General features: G+C 68.4%; 15 protein-coding genes. 7 read left to right on the top strand and 8 right to left on the bottom strand.

The genetic code is table 11. From position 1 onward, the window contains the following. Positions 1-144 precede the first annotated feature (144 nt). Complete coding sequence (locus ACFY30_RS23320) at positions 145-1,611, top strand: CCA tRNA nucleotidyltransferase (RefSeq protein WP_390847084.1); 1,467 nt, start codon at positions 145-147, stop codon at positions 1,609-1,611. 102 nt (positions 1,612-1,713) lie between these two features. Here ACFY30_RS23320 and ACFY30_RS23315 read toward each other — a convergent pair whose 3' ends face one another. The 4 genes from ACFY30_RS23315 to ACFY30_RS23300 form a co-directional block, all read right to left on the bottom strand. Beyond that, positions 1,714-2,199, bottom strand: a complete 486-nt coding sequence (locus ACFY30_RS23315; protein ID WP_390847083.1) for a hypothetical protein — start codon at positions 2,197-2,199, stop codon at positions 1,714-1,716. 129 nt (positions 2,200-2,328) lie between these two features. Then, positions 2,329-3,591 (bottom strand): MFS transporter, encoded by a 1,263-nt coding sequence (locus tag ACFY30_RS23310; RefSeq protein WP_390847082.1) that lies wholly within the window; start codon positions 3,589-3,591, stop codon positions 2,329-2,331. A 97-nt stretch (positions 3,592-3,688) separates the two neighbouring features. Then, positions 3,689-4,771: an inositol-3-phosphate synthase gene (locus ACFY30_RS23305; protein ID WP_390847081.1), complete on the bottom strand. Its 1,083-nt coding sequence runs from the start codon at positions 4,769-4,771 to the stop codon at positions 3,689-3,691. Between the two features lie 44 nt (positions 4,772-4,815). After that, positions 4,816-5,496 carry a PadR family transcriptional regulator gene (locus tag ACFY30_RS23300; protein WP_390847080.1) on the bottom strand — a complete coding sequence of 227 codons (681 nt, stop codon included), beginning with the start codon at positions 5,494-5,496 and terminating at the stop codon, positions 4,816-4,818. 362 nt (positions 5,497-5,858) lie between these two features. Here ACFY30_RS23300 and ACFY30_RS23295 point away from each other — a divergent pair, with 362 nt between their 5' ends. Further along, positions 5,859-8,519 (top strand): transglycosylase domain-containing protein, encoded by a 2,661-nt coding sequence (locus tag ACFY30_RS23295; RefSeq protein ID WP_390847079.1) that lies wholly within the window; start codon positions 5,859-5,861, stop codon positions 8,517-8,519. 130 nt (positions 8,520-8,649) lie between these two features. Then, positions 8,650-10,179 (top strand): glycosyltransferase family 87 protein, encoded by a 1,530-nt coding sequence (locus ACFY30_RS23290; protein WP_390847078.1) that lies wholly within the window; start codon positions 8,650-8,652, stop codon positions 10,177-10,179. A 144-nt stretch (positions 10,180-10,323) separates the two neighbouring features. Here the strand turns inward: ACFY30_RS23290 and ACFY30_RS23285 are convergent, their stop codons facing one another. The 3 genes from ACFY30_RS23285 to ACFY30_RS23275 all read right to left on the bottom strand — a co-directional run bounded on the left by ACFY30_RS23285 (position 10,324) and on the right by ACFY30_RS23275 (position 13,054). Continuing rightward, positions 10,324-11,355: an alanine racemase gene (locus ACFY30_RS23285; RefSeq protein WP_390659808.1), complete on the bottom strand. Its 1,032-nt coding sequence runs from the start codon at positions 11,353-11,355 to the stop codon at positions 10,324-10,326. A gap of 49 nt (positions 11,356-11,404) precedes the next feature. Then, on the bottom strand, positions 11,405-12,526 hold the full coding sequence (gene femX, locus ACFY30_RS23280; protein ID WP_390847077.1) for a peptidoglycan bridge formation glycyltransferase FemX: 1,122 nt from the start codon (positions 12,524-12,526) through the stop codon (positions 11,405-11,407). A gap of 213 nt (positions 12,527-12,739) precedes the next feature. Further along, a complete protein-coding gene (locus ACFY30_RS23275; protein WP_390847076.1) occupies positions 12,740-13,054 on the bottom strand; it encodes a hypothetical protein in 315 nt (104 codons plus the stop codon). A gap of 286 nt (positions 13,055-13,340) precedes the next feature. Between ACFY30_RS23275 and rpsF the strand changes: the two genes are divergently transcribed. The 4 genes from rpsF (at position 13,341) to rplI (ending at position 15,095) form a co-directional block, all read left to right on the top strand. Beyond that, positions 13,341-13,631, top strand: a complete 291-nt coding sequence (gene rpsF, locus ACFY30_RS23270; protein WP_004950685.1) for a 30S ribosomal protein S6 — start codon at positions 13,341-13,343, stop codon at positions 13,629-13,631. An 81-nt stretch (positions 13,632-13,712) separates the two neighbouring features. After that, complete coding sequence (locus ACFY30_RS23265; RefSeq protein WP_390847075.1) at positions 13,713-14,312, top strand: single-stranded DNA-binding protein; 600 nt, start codon at positions 13,713-13,715, stop codon at positions 14,310-14,312. 81 nt (positions 14,313-14,393) lie between these two features. After that, complete coding sequence (gene rpsR / locus ACFY30_RS23260) at positions 14,394-14,630, top strand: 30S ribosomal protein S18 (protein WP_003949403.1); 237 nt, start codon at positions 14,394-14,396, stop codon at positions 14,628-14,630. 18 nt (positions 14,631-14,648) lie between these two features. Next, complete coding sequence (gene rplI / locus ACFY30_RS23255; RefSeq protein ID WP_166000401.1) at positions 14,649-15,095, top strand: 50S ribosomal protein L9; 447 nt, start codon at positions 14,649-14,651, stop codon at positions 15,093-15,095. A gap of 207 nt (positions 15,096-15,302) precedes the next feature. Here rplI and ACFY30_RS23250 read toward each other — a convergent pair whose 3' ends face one another. Then, positions 15,303-16,640 (bottom strand): MATE family efflux transporter, encoded by a 1,338-nt coding sequence (locus tag ACFY30_RS23250; RefSeq protein ID WP_390847074.1) that lies wholly within the window; start codon positions 16,638-16,640, stop codon positions 15,303-15,305. Positions 16,641-16,657: the final 17 nt, after the last annotated feature.

The raw sequence follows: 16,657 nt of genomic DNA, 5'->3' as shown, positions 1-16,657 counted from the left end.
GTCCTCCTGCCCTCTATGTTCGCGTATAAGGAGGAGTAGGTGTGAAAAAGCTCAAACGCTGATCTTCGACGGCTATCGACGCAGGTGTCCGCCGGTCGTAATCCGGGAGCCCGGGGCCCGCCGGGCCACGTACCCTTTTCTGTTGTGCCGAACGCCAACGAAGACACCCCCAGTGCCCTGAGCCAGGTGCAGCACCGCGCGGTGAGTGAACTGCTGCGGATCGCGCCTGTCGCCGACGACCTCGCCCGCCGCTTCCAGGGGGCCGGGTTCTCACTCGCCCTGGTCGGCGGCTCGGTCCGGGACGCGCTGCTCGGCCGGCTCGGCAACGACCTGGACTTCACGACCGACGCCCGTCCCGAGGACGTCCTGAAGATCGTGCGGCCGTGGGCGGACGCGGTCTGGGAGGTCGGCATCGCCTTCGGCACGGTCGGCGCCCAGAAGGAGGCCCGCGTCGGGGACGCTGTCCGAAGCTTCCAGATCGAGGTGACGACGTACCGCTCCGAGGCGTACGACCGCACCTCGCGCAAGCCCGAGGTGTCGTACGGCGACTCGATCGAGCAGGACCTCGTCCGGCGTGACTTCACCGTGAACGCGATGGCCGTGGCGCTTCCGCAGAAGGAGTTCATCGACCCGCACGGGGGCCTCGACGACCTCGCGGCCCGGGTGCTGCGCACCCCGGGTACGCCCGAGGAGTCCTTCTCGGACGACCCGCTGCGCATGATGCGCGCCGCCCGGTTCGCCGCCCAGCTCGACTTCGAGGTCGCCCCCGAGGTCGTCACGGCGATGAAGGAGATGTCCGAGCGCCTCACGATCGTCTCCGCGGAACGCGTACGGGACGAGCTGAACAAGCTGATCCTCTCCGCACACCCCCGCAAGGGCCTGGCCCTCCTGGTCGACACCGGCCTCGCCGGCCATGTCCTGCCGGAGCTGCCCGCCCTGCGGCTGGAGAGCGACGAGCACCACCGGCACAAGGACGTCTACGACCACACGCTGATCGTGCTGGAACAGGCGATCGCGCTGGAGGAGAACGGCCCCGACCTGACGCTGCGGCTCGCCGCGCTGCTCCATGACATCGGCAAGCCGCGCACCCGGCGGTTCGAGAAGGACGGCAGGGTCTCGTTCCACCATCACGAGGTGGTCGGGGCGAAGATGACCAAGAAGCGCATGACGGCGCTGAAGTACCCCAACGACCTGGTGAAGGACGTCTCCCGCCTCGTCGAGCTCCACCTGCGCTTCCACGGCTACGGCACGGGCGAGTGGACCGACTCCGCCGTGCGCCGTTACGTCCGCGACGCGGGACCGCTTCTCGAACGCCTCCACAAGCTGACCCGCTCGGACTGCACGACCCGCAACAAGCGCAAGGCCGTCGCGCTCTCGCGGGCGTACGACGGTCTGGAGGAGCGCATCGCCCAGCTCAAGGAGCAGGAGGAGCTCGACTCCATCCGCCCCGATCTCGACGGCAACCAGATCATGGAGATCCTGGGCGTCGGCCCCGGCCCGGTCATCGGCAAGGCGTACAAGCACCTGCTGGAACTGCGCCTGGAGAACGGCCCGATGGAGTACGACGCGGCGGTCGCTGCTCTCAAGGAGTGGTGGGCCGAGCAGAACTGAGGCCGTGCAACGGGGGGTGTTTCACGTGAAACACCCCCCGTTGCACGGCGAGGGCCGGTGTTTCACGTGAAACACCGGCCCTCGCGCATGACAGCCGTGCTGCTACTTGACTTCCTTCAGGCAGAGCACCACGTCGTGGCCGCTGCCGTACTGGATGTAGGAGATCTCCGCCGTGGTGACGGCCTCACACTTGCTGTCGTCGCTGGAGTTGTCGAACTTCTCGACGACCTTGTACTGCGCGTCGCTTGACGAGCAGTCGACCTCCTGGAGGTCGGGGTTGGTGTTGTTGCCGTCGTTGTGCATGCAGGCGCCCACCGACGTGGTCTCCGCGTCGGTGCGGTCGGCCCACCAGCCGATACCGAACTTCACGCCGAGCACGAGTATGCCGACGACGATGGCGCCGACGATCCGCATGACCTTCTTGCCGCCGTTCCGGGCCGGCGGGGGCGGCGGGGTGACCGGGGCGCCCTGGTTCGGGAACGGGGCGTACGGCTGCTGCGGGACTCCCGGCTGACCGGGCTGCTGCCCCGAGGGTGCGGAGGGCTGGGCGTACGGGTTCTGGCCCTGAGGTGGCGGCGGAGTGGTCATGCTGGGGTCCCCCTAGAACATGGGTGCGCAGGAACATCTGCGCGTGGCGCGAAATAAGACCCACGTAAAGTACCGGCAGCCACTGACAGTCCCCTCCTTCAGGGGAACTCTGTGTCTTTGATGTGACACTTACCGGCGCTCAAAGCGGGCCATAATCCCCGCAATCGCTCCGTAGATAACAGCGACCGTGACCACCAGTGCCGCTGAGCGGCCGTCAGGGGGCAGCATCAGGGCGGCCACACCGGCGGCACCGACGAACGCGACGTTGAACAGGACGTCGTAGAGGGAGAAGATCCGGCCGCGGAACCCGTCCTCCACGGCGAACTGGACGATGGTGTCGGTCGCGATCTTGGCGCCCTGGGTGACCAGTCCGAGGACGAAGGCCGCGACGAACGTGGTCGCCTGGGTGAACGGGAGCATCAGGGCCGGCTCCAGGACGGCGGCGGCCGTGGAGCAGACGACGATCCAGCGGGCCGGCCCCAGCCGTACCGCCGCCCACGGGGTCACCACGGCCGCGACGAAGAAACCGACGCCGGAGATCCCCACGGCCAGGCCCAGCAAGGCCAGTCCCTCGTCGGTGTCCGACGACCAGGCGTACCGGCACAGCATCAGCACCATGACGGTCAGGGCGCCGTAGCAGAAGCGCAGCAGGGTGATCGCGCCGAGCGCTCGGGCGGCCTGTCTGCGCTTCGGCTCGGCCAGGTGGCGTACACCGGCGGCCAGCCCGCGGGCCGTGCCGCTGAGGGCTGCCGTCAACCGGGCCGGGACGCGGTCACGTTCGGGACCGAGCAGATCCGGAGCCATGGTCAGGGACATGAGCGCGGCGCACAGGTACAGGAAGCTGCCGAGCAGCACCACCGCGGCATCGGTGTCCGCGATCGCCAGCCGTACGACGAAGGCGAGACCTCCGCCCGCGACCGCGGCCAGCGTTCCGGCGGTCGGGGAGAGGGAGTTGGCCAGCACCAGACGCTCGGCGTCGACCACCCGCGGCAGCGCCGCCGACAGGCCCGCGAGGACGAAGCGGTTGACGGCGGTGACGCACAGCGCCGAGACGTAGAAGAGCCAGTCGGGTACCTGGCTGAGCATCAGGACGGCTGTCGCGGACGCCAGCAGGGCGCGCAGCACATTGCCGTGGAGGAAGACCTGGCGGCGGCGCCAGCGGTCCAGCAGGACACCGGCGAAGGGGCCGACCAGGGAGTACGGGAGGAGCAGGACGGCCATCGCGGAGGCGATGGCCGCGGCCGAGGTCTGTTTCTCGGGGGAGAAGACGACGTACGTGGCGAGCGCGACCTGGTAGACGCCGTCGGCGCACTGGGACAGCAGCCGCACGGCGAGAAGGCGCCGGAAGTTGCCGAGGCGCAGGAGGACGCGCAGATCACGGACGACGGCCATGGGGCCCAGCCTCACATACGGGAGGGTCCCCGGGTCGTGCGACCCGGGGACCCTTCTCAGCCCTGGCAGGAGCGAATTTTCAGCGCGCTCGGACGAGTTAGCGCTCGACCTCGCCGCGGATGAACTTCTCGACGTTCTCGCGGGCCTCGTCGTCGAAGTACTGGACCGGCGGGGACTTCATGAAGTAGCTCGACGCCGACAGGATCGGGCCGCCGATGCCGCGGTCCTTGGCGATCTTCGCGGCGCGCAGGGCGTCGATGATGACACCCGCGGAGTTCGGGGAGTCCCAGACCTCGAGCTTGTACTCCAGGTTCAGCGGGACGTCACCGAAGGCGCGGCCCTCGAGGCGGACGTACGCCCACTTGCGGTCGTCGAGCCAGGCGACGTAGTCGGACGGGCCGATGTGGACGTTCTTCTCGCCGAGGTCCCGGTCGGGGATCTGGGAGGTGACGGCCTGCGTCTTGGAGATCTTCTTGGACTCCAGGCGCTCGCGCTCGAGCATGTTCTTGAAGTCCATGTTGCCGCCGACGTTCAGCTGCATGGTGCGGTCCAGGATGACACCGCGGTCCTCGAACAGCTTCGCCATGACGCGGTGCGTGATGGTGGCGCCGACCTGGGACTTGATGTCGTCGCCGACGATCGGGACGCCCGCCTCGGTGAACTTGTCCGCCCACTCCTTGGTGCCGGCGATGAAGACCGGGAGGGCGTTGACGAAGGCGACCTTGGCGTCGATGGCGCACTGGGCGTAGAACTTCGCCGCGTCCTCGGAGCCGACGGGCAGGTAGCAGACGAGGACGTCGACCTGCTTGTCCTTGAGGATCTGGACGACGTCGACTGGCTCCTCGGCGGACTCCTCGATGGTCTGGCGGTAGTACTTGCCGAGACCGTCGAGGGTGTGGCCGCGCTGCACGGTGACACCGGTGTTGGGCACGTCGCAGATCTTGATGGTGTTGTTCTCGGACGCGCCGATGGCGTCCGCCAGGTCGAGCCCGACCTTCTTGGCGTCCACGTCGAACGCGGCGACGAACTCGACGTCACGGACGTGGTACTCGCCGAACTGGACGTGCATCAGGCCCGGGACCTTGGACGCCGGGTCGGCGTCCTTGTAGTACTCGACGCCCTGCACCAGCGATGCGGCGCAGTTGCCCACACCGACGATGGCTACGCGAACCGAACCCATTCCGGTTGCTCCCTGTGTGTACGAGTGAGGCCCTGGATGGGCGCTCACGTGGTGGTGTCGCCGGGCGTATCCGTCCCGGGGGTGTCCCCGGGACGGGGCAGGACGCCCGGCGCTCCATTGGTGTTCTGCTGAGCGGTCCCCCCGGAAGCGGAACCCTTCAGGTCCCGTCCGGCCCGCTCGCTCTCGATGAGCTCGTTCAGCCAGCGCACTTCGCGCTCCACGGACTCCATCCCATGGCGCTGGAGCTCAAGCGTGTAGTCGTCGAGGCGCTCCCGGGTGCGCGCCAGCGAGGCGCGCATCTTCTCCAGCCGCTCCTCCAGCCGGCTGCGGCGGCCCTCCAGGACGCGCATCCGCACATCGCGCGACGTCTGCCCGAAGAAGGCGAAACGGGCGGCGAAGTGCTCGTCCTCGTAGGCGTCGGGGCCCGTCTGCGAGAGCAGGTCCTCGAAGTGTTCCTTACCTTCCGCCGTCAACCGGTAGACGATCTTGGCGCGACGCCCCGCGAGGGGCGCGGCGAGGGCGTCCTCGGACGTGGACCCCGGCTCCTCGATCAACCAGCCGTTGGCGACCAGCGTCTTCAGGCAGGGGTACAGCGTCCCGTAGCTGAACGCACGGAACACCCCCAGCGATGTGTTGAGTCGTTTGCGCAGCTCGTAGCCGTGCATCGGGGATTCGCGGAGCAGGCCGAGTACGGCGAACTCGAGGATGCCGGAGCGTCGGCTCACCGTCGCCTCCTCTCGTGCCTGGTCCGCTTATCTCGCTCTGATGTATCGACTCGATACATCATGACGATAGAACGGCCTTCCGGATGGGACAAGGGGGAAGACGGTGAACGGGATCACATCACCGATTAGTTGCAGGCAACTTGCCTGATTTGGGGTGAACCTCGGGGCTGGGCAGGTTTTGACGGTGCGTAGTCTGTGCGCCATGCACACCACCGGAACCCATGGGACGCCGGGGGGCGTCGAGGTCCCCGGTGCCGTACGGGTGAATGCGCGACCGACCGCATCCGTACTTCGGGGGGACAGGAAACCAGCCGCCCTTTCCAGGCGCGCACGGATGCGCCTGCCCTAGGAGTAATCGTTCGATGAGCGAGCACCGTCGCAAACCGCCGCAGCCGCAGGGAGGCGGACGTGCCGCGGCCCGACGCGGCCAGTCCGGGCCGCCCCCCGGCCGCCGCGCACCGCGAGGCGCCACCGGATCTCCTGCCGACTATGGGTTGGGCCACGGGTCGGGAAGCGAGGAGCAGTCGTTCGGCGGCCGCGCCGAGGCCCGACGCGCGGCCCAGAGAGGCTCGGGTGGTCGGCGCAGAGGTCCCGAGCCCGCGAGCGGCCGCCGAGGCGGCCCGGCCGGCCCCAGAGGGCGCTCGGCGCCCGGCAGGAAGCGCCTGATCGACTATCCGCGCGCCGACAGGTACGGCTGGCAGCGCTGGATGCCGTCCTGGAAACTCGTCGCGGGCCTGTTCGTCGGCTTCGTCGGCAGTCTGGTGGCGGTGGCGGGCATCGGCTACGCCATGGTGGGCGTGCCGGACGTCGCCAAGACGGCGACCGCCCAGAACAACGTCTACTACTGGAAAGACGGCACCCAGATGGTGGCCACCGGTGGGGAGACGAACCGGCAGAACATCGACCTGTCGCAGATCCCGGAGGAGATGCGATGGGCGGTGATCTCGCAGGAGAACAAGACGTTCTACGAAGACAGCGGCATCGACCCCAAGGGCATCGCCCGCGCCCTGTTCAACATGGCCCGGGGCGGACAGACGCAGGGTGGTTCGACCATCACCCAGCAGTACGTCAAGAACGCGATGCTCAACGACCAGTCGCAGACGATCTCCCGTAAGTTCAAGGAGATCTTCGTGTCGATAAAGGTCGGCGCCGAGGTCGACAAGAACAAGATCATGGCCGGCTACCTGAACTCCGCGTACTACGGGCGCAACGCGTACGGGATCCAGGCCGCCGCCCGCGCCTACTTCGACAAGGACGCGATCAAGCTCAACCCGGGCGAGTGCGCGTTCCTGGCCGCCATGCTGAAGGGCGCCACGTACTACGACCCCGCGGGTGCGACCTCCATCGACCCGACCGGTGCGACGCCCGCCAAGAACAGCAAGCGGGCGCTGCTCCAGATGCAGGACACCCTGACCAAGATGGTCGAGTACGGCCACCTCGACGCTCAGGTCAGGGCCAAGTACACGAAGCTCCCCGTGGTGAAGAACCCCCGGTCGAACACCGACCTGAAGGGGCAGATCGGCTACCTCGTCGACCTCGCCAACGGTTACCTGGTCACCCACAGCAAGGAGACCGGGATCACCCAGAACCTGCTGCAGCAGGGCGGCTACTCGATCTACACGACCTTCGACAAGAAGAAGGTCACGCAGCTCGAGGAAGCCGTGCAGAAGGTCCAGAAGGCCAAGATCAAGCCGAAGGAGCGCCCGGAGACGGACACGCACGTCCAGTTCGGCGGGGCGTCCGTGGAACCGGACACCGGTGCCATCCGGGCCATCTACGGCGGCGAGGACGCGACCAAGCACTTCACCGACAACGCCGACGAAACCGGTGCCCAGGTCGGTTCGACGTTCAAGCCGTTCGTGCTGGCGGCCGCGATGACCTGGGGCGTGCGCAATCCCGACCTGGGGTCCTCCCAGGCGCAGGACGAGCGCACCATCGTCTCCCCGCAGAGCCTGTTCAGCGGCAAGAACAAGCTCAAGATCCAGGACTACAACAGGACGGTCTGGAAGAACGAGAAGGGCGAGGAGTGGCTGCAGACCAATGACGGCAACGCCTCGTACGGCTCTCCGCCGGACTACAAGATCGACCTGCGTGAGGCGATGCGCGAGTCGGTGAACTCCGCCTTCGTGCAGCTCGGCATGGATGTCGGCCTGGACAAGGTGAAGGAGGCCGCCACCAGTGCCGGCCTGCGGGAGGGCAGCCTCACCGGCACCACCTTCCCGTCGTTCTCGATCGGCATCTCCGACCCGAGCGCGATCCGCATGGCGGGCGCCTACGCGACCTTCGCCGCCAGCGGCAAGCAGCGGGACCCGTACTCGGTCGAGAAGGTCACGAGCGAGGAAGGCCAGATCTTCACGCACAAGACCGAGACGAAGCAGGCCTTCACCTCGAAGGTCGCCGACAACGTCACGGACGTCCTGAAGACCGTGGTGGAGAAGGGCACCGGTACCAACGCCCAGCTGCCCGGCCGTGAGGTGGCCGGCAAGACCGGTACGACCGACGGCAACAAGTCGGCCTGGTTCGTGGGATACACGCCTCAGCTGTCGACCGCGGTCAGCATGTTCCGGCTGGACGACAACGAGAAGAACAAGAACCGGACGTTCCTGGAGATGTTCGGCACGGGTGGCGAGGAGAAGATCCACGGCGCCTCGTTCCCGGCGCAGATCTGGCACGACTACATGGCCGAGGCCCTGGAAGGCATGCCGAAGGAGGGCTTCCCGGAGCCCGAGCCCATCGGTGAGGTCGTCAACGCGGAACCGTCGCCCACGCCGACCCCGACGGCCACCGAGACCGAGGAGACGGAGCCGTCTCCGACCCCGAGTGCCACGGCGACGGAGACGCAGCCGTCGCCCACGGCGACGGAGACCTGCAACAACTTCTTCCAGTGCAACAACAACGGCGGCACGGACGCCGGCACCACGGACGGCGGCACGGGCGGGCAGACCTCACCGACACCGACCACGACCGAGACCGACAGCACCAGAGGCAATCAGAACGGAGGCCTCTTCGGAGGCTCCGGTTAATCGCATTCCGCCCGCCACGGGCGTTTCACGTGAAACAGGGAGATGTTTCACGTGAAACGAGAGCCGCTCCATCGCACCAGGTGGGGCGGCTCTCGGCTTTTTCCTAGCTCGGTACGGCAGGATGTGGCCCATGCCCAGTGCAGAATCGACGCCAGCGCGCGTGCACGAGCCGGAGCCGGTGCGGCCGACCAGGGACGACAAGGTGGCCGAGGCCGGCAGCGAGCTGATCGGCGGCCCCCTCGGACAGCGGGCCCTGCTCGGGACGTCCTGGTGGACGCCCGTGCGGGTCGTCGCGCTCGTGGCGATCGGGATGTTCGCCCTCGGCCTGGTCCAGAAGGCGCCCTGCTACAACGGGGGCTGGTTCTTCGGTGCCAGCACCCAGTACACCCACGCCTGCTATTCGGACATTCCGCACCTCTATCAGGGGCGCGGCTTCGCCGACGGGCTCGTGCCGTACTTCGACAAGCTCAGCGGCGACATGGACTACCTCGAATACCCGGTGCTGACCGGAGTGTTCATGGAGGTCGCCGCCTGGCTGACGCCGGGCAGCGGCAGCATCCAGCACCAGGAGCAGTGGTACTGGATGGTCAACGCAGGGATGCTGATGGCCTGTGCGGCCGTCATCGCGGTCTGCGTGTCCCGGACGCACGCCCGGCGTCCCTGGGACGGTCTGCTGGTGGCTCTGGCGCCTGCCTTCGCGCTGACCGCCACCATCAACTGGGACCTGCTGGCCGTCGCCCTGACGGCCGCGGCGATGATGATGTGGGCGCGGGGCCGCTCCCTCGCCTTCGGCGTGCTGCTGGGGCTCGCCACGGCCGCCAAGCTCTACCCCGTCTTCCTCCTGGGACCGCTTCTCCTGCTCTGCTGGCGCGCGGGGAAGTGGCGGGACTACGGCAAGGCTCTGGGAGGCGCCGCCGTCGCCTGGCTGGTGGTGAACCTGCCGGTGATGCTCTTCGCCTTCGAGGGCTGGTCGAAGTTCTACCGGTTCAGTCAGGAGCGGGGCGTCGACTTCGGATCCTTCTGGCTGATCCTGGCCCAGAACTCCAGCGATCCCCTCACCACCGACAGCGTCAACACGCTCGCGACACTCCTGGTGGTGGTGTGCTTCGCCGGCATCGCCTGGCTGACGCTGACCGCACCGCGCCGCCCCCGGTTCGCCCAGCTCGCCTTCCTGGTCGTGGCGGCCTTCATCGTCACCAACAAGGTCTACTCGCCGCAGTACGTCCTGTGGCTGGTGCCGCTGGCCGTGCTGGCCCGGCCCAAGTGGCGGGACTTCCTGATCTGGCAGGCGTGCGAGGTCGCGTACTTCCTCGGCATCTGGATGTACCTCGCCTACACGACCAGCGGAGACGCCCACAAGGGGCTGCCGACCGACGGCTACCACTGGGTCATCGGGGTGCACCTGCTGGGCACGCTCTACCTGTGTGCCGTGGTCGTGCGCGACATCCTGATGCCGGAGCGGGACGTGGTGCGCCAAGGCGGCGACGACGACCCCTCCGGGGGTGTCCTCGACGAGGCGGAGGACGTCTTCGTCCTCGGTGCCGCGGCCCATCCGCCCCGCCACGCCTCCCCCTACGAGGGCGCTCAGGTGGAGTGGGGCAGGCAGGAAGGACCGCAGCTGGAGTGGGGCAGGCCGGACGCCGTCGACGGTTCGCCGTGAGCGAACAGGGCGCCCTCCGGCCGTAGCGGAGCCGGACCGGACGTGCACGCGGAGAAGGCCGTACCCGGGATCCCCGGGTACGGCCTTCCTGTTGCCTGCTGTGTCTCTCGGCGTGCCCGCCCTGTCGGTCAGCGGTCCACCGTCTCAGCGGTCCACGAGCCGGTCGAACTGGGTCGTGGTGTGCCGCAGATGGGCCACCAGCTCGTCGCCGACCGAGGGCTCCGGCGCGTCCGAGGGCACGAACAGGATGGAGACCTGCATGTGCGGCGGCTCGGCGAACCAGCGCTGCTTGCCGCCCCAGACGAACGGCGAGAGGTTCCGGTTCACCGTGGCGAGGCCGGCGCGGGCGACGCCCTTGGCACGCGGCATGACGCCGTGCAGCGCCTTGGGGGCCTCCAGCCCCACCCCGTGCGACGTACCGCCCGCCACGACCACCAGGAAGCCGTCCGAGGCCGCCTTCTGCTGCCGGTAGCCGAAACGGTCGCCCTTGGCGACGCGCGTGACGTCCAGGACGGCGCCGCGGTACTCGGTGGCCTCATGGTCCCCCAGCCACAGCCGCGTACCGATGCGGGCCCGGAACCGGGTCTGCGGGAACTGCTGCTGCAGCCGGGCGAGCTCGTCCGCCTTGAGGTGGCTGACGAACATGGTGTGCAGCGGCAGCCGGGCCGCGCGCAGCCGGTCCATCCAGCCGATGACCTCCTCGACGGCGTCGGAGCCGTCGGTGCGGTCCAGCGGCAGGTGGATGGCGAAGCCCTCCAGCCGGACGTTCTCGATGGCGGCGTGCAACTGCGGCAGATCCTGCTCGCTGATGCCGTGCCGCTTCATCGACGACATCACCTCGATGACCACCCGGGCGCCCACGAGCCCGTACACGCCGTCCACCGACGACACCGAACGCACCACCCGGTCGGGCAGCGGCACGGGCTCCTCGCCGCGCCGGTACGGCGTCAGCACCAGCAGGTCGCCGCCGAAGAAGTCCTTGATGCGCGCGGCCTCGTACGTCGTGCCGACGGCGAGGATGTCCGAGCCCAGCCGGGTGGCCTCCTCCGCCAGCCGCTCGTGCCCGAAGCCGTAGCCGTTGCCCTTGCAGACCGGGACGAGCCCCGGGAACTGCTCCTGCACGTGCTTGTGGTGCGCCCGCCAGCGCGCGGTGTCGACGTAGAGCGTGAGCGCCATGGCCGGACCTGGGACCTTTCTCGTGGCTCGGAAGTGGGGAGGTGTGACGTCAGCGGCGCGACATGTAGATGTCGAGAGCCTTGTGGAGCAGCTTGTTCAGCGGGAAGTCCCACTCGCCGAGGTACTCGGCGGCCTGCCCGCCCGTGCCGACCTTGAACTGGATCAGGCCGAAGAGGTGGTCGGTCTCGTCCAGCGAGTCCGAGATGCCGCGCAGGTCGTACACGGTGGCGCCGAGCGCGTAGGCGTCGCGCAGCATCCGCCACTGCATGGCGTTCGACGGGCGGAACTCACGGCCGATGTTGTCGGAGGCTCCGTAGGAGTACCAGACGTGCCCGCCGACGATCAGCATGGTCGCCGCCGACAGGTTCACGCCGTTGTGCCGGGCGAAGTACAGCCGCATGCGGTTGGGGTCCTCGGTGTTGAGGGCCGTCCACATGCGCTGGAAGTACGACAGCGGGCGCGGCCGGAAGTGATCGCGCACGGCCGTGATCTCGTACAGCCGCTGCCACTCCTCGAGGTCGTGGTAGCCGCCCTGGACGACCTCGACACCGGCCTTCTCGGCCTTCTTGATGTTGCGGCGCCACAGCTGGTTGAAGTTCTTGTGGACCTCTTCAAGGGAACGGTTCGCCAGCGGCACCTGGTAGACGTAGCGCGGCTGGACGTCGCCGAAGCCGGCGCCGCCGTCCTCACCCTGCTGCCAGCCCATACGGCGCAGCTTGTCGGCCACCTCGAAGGCGCGCGGCTCGATGAAGTCGGCCTCGATGTCGCGCAGCCGCTTCACGTCCGGGTTCTGGATGCCCGCCTTGATGGAGGTGGCCTCCCAGCGCCGGATGATCACCGGCGGGCCCATCTTCACCGAGAAGGCGCCCTGCTGCTTGAGGTGGGCGAGCATCGGCTCCAGCCACTCCGTCAGGTTCGGCGCGTACCAGTTGATGACCGGGCCCTCGGGCAGATAGGCCAGGTAACGCTTGATCTTGGGCAGCTGGCGGTAGAGGACCAGACCCACGCCGACCAGTTCGCCGGTCCGCTCGTCGAACCAGCCGAGGCTCTCCGAACGCCACTCCGCCTTGACGTCAGCCCAGGCCGGAACCTGCATGTGGCTCGCCGACGGCAGGCTCTGGATGTACGCCAGATGCTGCTCGCGACTGATCGTCCTCAGGGTCAGGCTCATTCGGGGCGCTCCTCGGGCTGGTGTGTCCCCATGGGTACAGGGGCTCCGGCTCTAGCGCCGAAGCCTACTGCGCCCGGCGCGCGGCCTGACTGGGCGTACGGCACCTTCGCCCCGGCCAGTTGGCGGCCGGGGCGTTACGTCAGGGTTCGTAGATGTCCTACGTGTCCCTCGGCGGCCGGCGGTGCGCGTGGGGCCGGACGGGGGACGGTGGGGTCACCACAGTCCGCCGAACAGACCGCCGTGCGCCATGCCGAGGAAGAAGCCGACACCAGAGGCCCCGAGGCCCAGGATCAGGAAGAAGCGCTCACGGGTGGTCTCGGAGATCCACTGTCCGTAGGCGCCGGTCCCGATCCCCACCAGACCGGTCCAGGAGCTGATCAGATGGAGGTTGTCGAACATCGCCGTGACGAACGACACCAGCCCGAGGACCAGGGTCACCGCCATGAGGGCGTCCTGGACCGGATGGGGCCTGCCGTCGGTGGCGAAGAGGGAACCGACTCCGGTGTTGGGTCGCAATGCCTGTGCCATGGGGCACCTCCTGCGGAAGGCGGCGCATCGTAGCGCCATACACACCCGACGTGTACAGATTGGCGGTCCCCACGGCCGGATTTCAACCGGAAGCGTGTGTGCGGGTAGTCTGTACCCTCTGCACCGGTGTCTGCCCAGGCACAGCCAGGAACTCCGCCCAGGTCAGCGCGGGTGGTCGCAAGCCGACCCCCGATTGTCAGTGGCGGCCGATACCGTTGCGTACGCATCACAACCCTCCTGCCACGGAACGACCGTGGCCGTTGAGTCCAAAGGAGGTGGGTTCCACATGCGTCACTACGAGGTGATGGTCATCCTCGACCCCGATCTCGAGGAGCGCGCTGTCTCCCCGCTGATCGAGAACTTCCTCTCCGTCGTCCGTGAGGGCAACGGAAAGGTGGAGAAGGTCGACACCTGGGGCCGTCGTCGTCTCGCGTACGAGATCAAGAAGAAGCCCGAGGGTATCTACTCGGTCATCGACCTGCAGGCCGAGCCTGCGGTCGTCAAGGAGCTCGACCGCCAGATGAACCTGAACGAGTCGGTCCTCCGGACCAAGGTCCTCCGCCCCGAGACCCACTGAGCTCTCCCGCTCAGCCGATCTCGGGACTCTGAGTAGCAGCACAAGCAGCCAGCAGCAGCAAACCCGCCGAGAGGTTCCCCCATGGCAGGCGAGACCGTCATCACGGTCGTCGGCAATCTTGTCGACGACCCCGAGCTGCGCTTCACCCCCTCGGGTGCGGCGGTCGCGAAGTTCCGTGTCGCGTCCACCCCCCGCACCTTCGACCGCCAGACGAACGAGTGGAAGGACGGCGAGAGCCTGTTCCTGACCTGCTCGGTCTGGCGCCAGGCGGCGGAGAACGTCGCGGAGTCGCTCCAGCGAGGCATGCGCGTCGTCGTGCAGGGCCGGCTGAAGCAGCGGTCCTACGAGGACCGTGAGGGTGTCAAGCGCACGGTCTTCGAGCTGGACGTCGAGGAAGTCGGCCCCAGCCTGCGCAACGCCACGGCCAAGGTCACCAAGACCAGCGGCGGCGGCGGACGCGGTGGCCAGGGCGGTTACGGCGGCGGTGGCGGCCAGGCCGGCGGCGGCTGGGGCGGCGGCCCCGGCGGCGGTCAGCAGGGCGGCGGCGCTCCCGCCGACGACCCGTGGGCGACCGGTGCTCCCGCCGGTGGCAACCAGGGCGGCGGTGGCGGCTGGGGTGGAAACTCCGGCGGCAGCGGCGGCGGCAGCGGCGGCGGCTACTCGGACGAGCCCCCCTTCTAGACCTTCGGGCCCGGTCGTCCGGGTCCGAGCAGGTCGAGGGCGGGTCGTATCCCCACTTCTTGATCACACAGGAGAATCACCATGGCGAAGCCGCCTGTGCGCAAGCCGAAGAAGAAGGTCTGCGCTTTCTGCAAGGACAAGGTCACGTACGTGGACTACAAGGACACGAACATGCTGCGGAAGTTCATTTCCGACCGCGGCAAGATCCGTGCCCGCCGCGTGACCGGCAACTGCACGCAGCACCAGCGTGACGTCGCCACGGCCGTCAAGAACAGCCGTGAGATGGCGCTGCTGCCCTACACGTCCACCGCGCGCTAAGGGAAGGGTGACCGAAACATGAAGATCATCCTCACCCACGAGGTCTCCGGCCTCGGCGCCGCCGGCGACGTCGTCGACGTCAAGGACGGCTACGCTCGCAACTACCTGATCCCGCGGAAGTTCGCTATCCGCTGGACCAAGGGTGGCGAGAAGGATGTCGAGCAGATTCGTCGTGCTCGCAAGATCCACGAGATCCAGACCATCGAGCAGGCCAACGCTGTGAAGGCCCAGCTCGAGGGTGTCAAGGTCCGCCTGGCCGTCCGCTCCGGCGACGCCGGTCGTCTCTTCGGTTCTGTCACCCCGGCCGACATCGCTTCCGCGATCAAGGCTGCCGGTGGCCCCGAGGTCGACAAGCGCCGCATCGAGCTCGGCACGCCGATCAAGACCCTGGGCGCCCACGAGACGTCCGTGCGTCTGCACCCCGAGGTTGCCGCCAAGGTCAACATCGAGGTCGTCGCGGCCTGATCGCCGCGTGATCGCTCGGCTCGCTCGAGTCAGTGAGAGGGGCCGCACCCCGCAGGGTGCGGCCCCTTTTGCATGCCGGGGCTTTCATGCCTCGACGTAGGTGTCGTCAGTGAGCGTGCGGTGGAAGGCGCCGTGTTTCACGTGAAACGGTGCGGCGAGAGCCGGTGTTTCACGTGAAACAGTGAGCGCGGGCCTCGCACGAGAGAGTCAGCGCGTCGCGCCGGTGACGATCCACCGGCCGGAACGGGCCCGCAGCCAGAGCGTCAGCATGCGCACGGTCATCATCAGCGTCATCGCTCCCCAGAGCGCGGTGAGGCCGCCTCCGAGGGCCGGGACCAGCAGCGCCACGGGAGTGAAGACGGCGAGGGTGAGCACCATCGCCCAGGCCAGATACGGCCCGTCCCCCGCTCCCATCAGTACGCCGTCCAGGACGAAGACGATGCCGCAGACCGGCTGAGACAGAGCCACCACGAGCAGGGCGGGCAGCGCGGTGTCCGTCACGCCCGAGTCGCTGGTGAACAACGGCAGGAACGCGGGACGGGCCACGATGACCAGGAGGCCGAGTGCCAGTCCGACGGCGATGCCCCACTGCACCATGCGGCGGCAGGCTTCACGGGCGCCTTGGGCGTCACCCGCGCCGAGGTACCGGCCGATGATGGCCTGTCCGGCGATGGCGATGGCATCGAGGGCGAAGGCGAGCAGGCTCCACAGGGACAGCGCGATCTGGTGCGCCGCGATGTCGGTGTCTCCGAGGCGCGCTGCGACGGCCGTGGCGATCATCAGGATCGCCCGCAGGGACAGCGTACGCACCAGCAGGGGCAGCCCGGCCTGGGCGGACGCCCTGATGCCGGCGGCGTCGGGACGCAGGGAGGCCCCGTGGCGGCGGGCGCCCCGGATGACCACGGCGAGGTAGACGGCGGCCATGCCGCACTGGGCGACGACCGTTCCCCAGGCGGAGCCGGCGATGCCCAGCCCGACGCCGTACACCAGGACGGCGTTCAGGGCGGCGTTCGCGACGAAGCCCGCGACGGCGACGTACAGAGGCGTCCTGGTGTCCTGGAGACCCCGCAGTACTCCGGTCGCGGCGAGCACGACGAGCATGGCCGGAATGCCGATCACCGAGATCCGCAGATAGGTGGTGGCGTACGGCGCGGCGGTGTCCGAGGCTCCGAAGAGCTCCACCAGTGCCGGGGCCGTGGGCAGGACGGCGGTGATGACGACGGCGCCGAGCAGCAGGGCCAGCCAGATGCCGTCCATGCCCTGGCGGATGGCGGCGGGGAGGTCACCGGCCCCCACGCGGCGGGCGACGGCCGCGGTCGTGGCGTAGGCGAGGAAGACGAAGACGCTGACGGCCGTTGTCAGGAGGGCGGAGGCGATGCCGAGCCCGGCGAGCTGGGCGGTGCCGAGATGGCCGACGATCGCGCTGTCGGCCAGGACGAAGAGGGGCTCGGCGACGAGTGCACCGAAGGCGGGGACGGCCAGCGCGACGATCTCCCGATCGTGCTGTCGGCGGATGGCCCGCGGGGTCGCGGGAGCCTGTGTCATGGACACCAATCTAATCG

It is taken from the genome of Streptomyces sp. NPDC000345 (assembly GCF_042898825.1).
In the GTDB taxonomy this organism is placed as follows: Bacteria; Actinomycetota; Actinomycetes; order Streptomycetales; family Streptomycetaceae; genus Streptomyces.
This window is presented reverse-complemented; position numbering and strand designations above follow the sequence as displayed.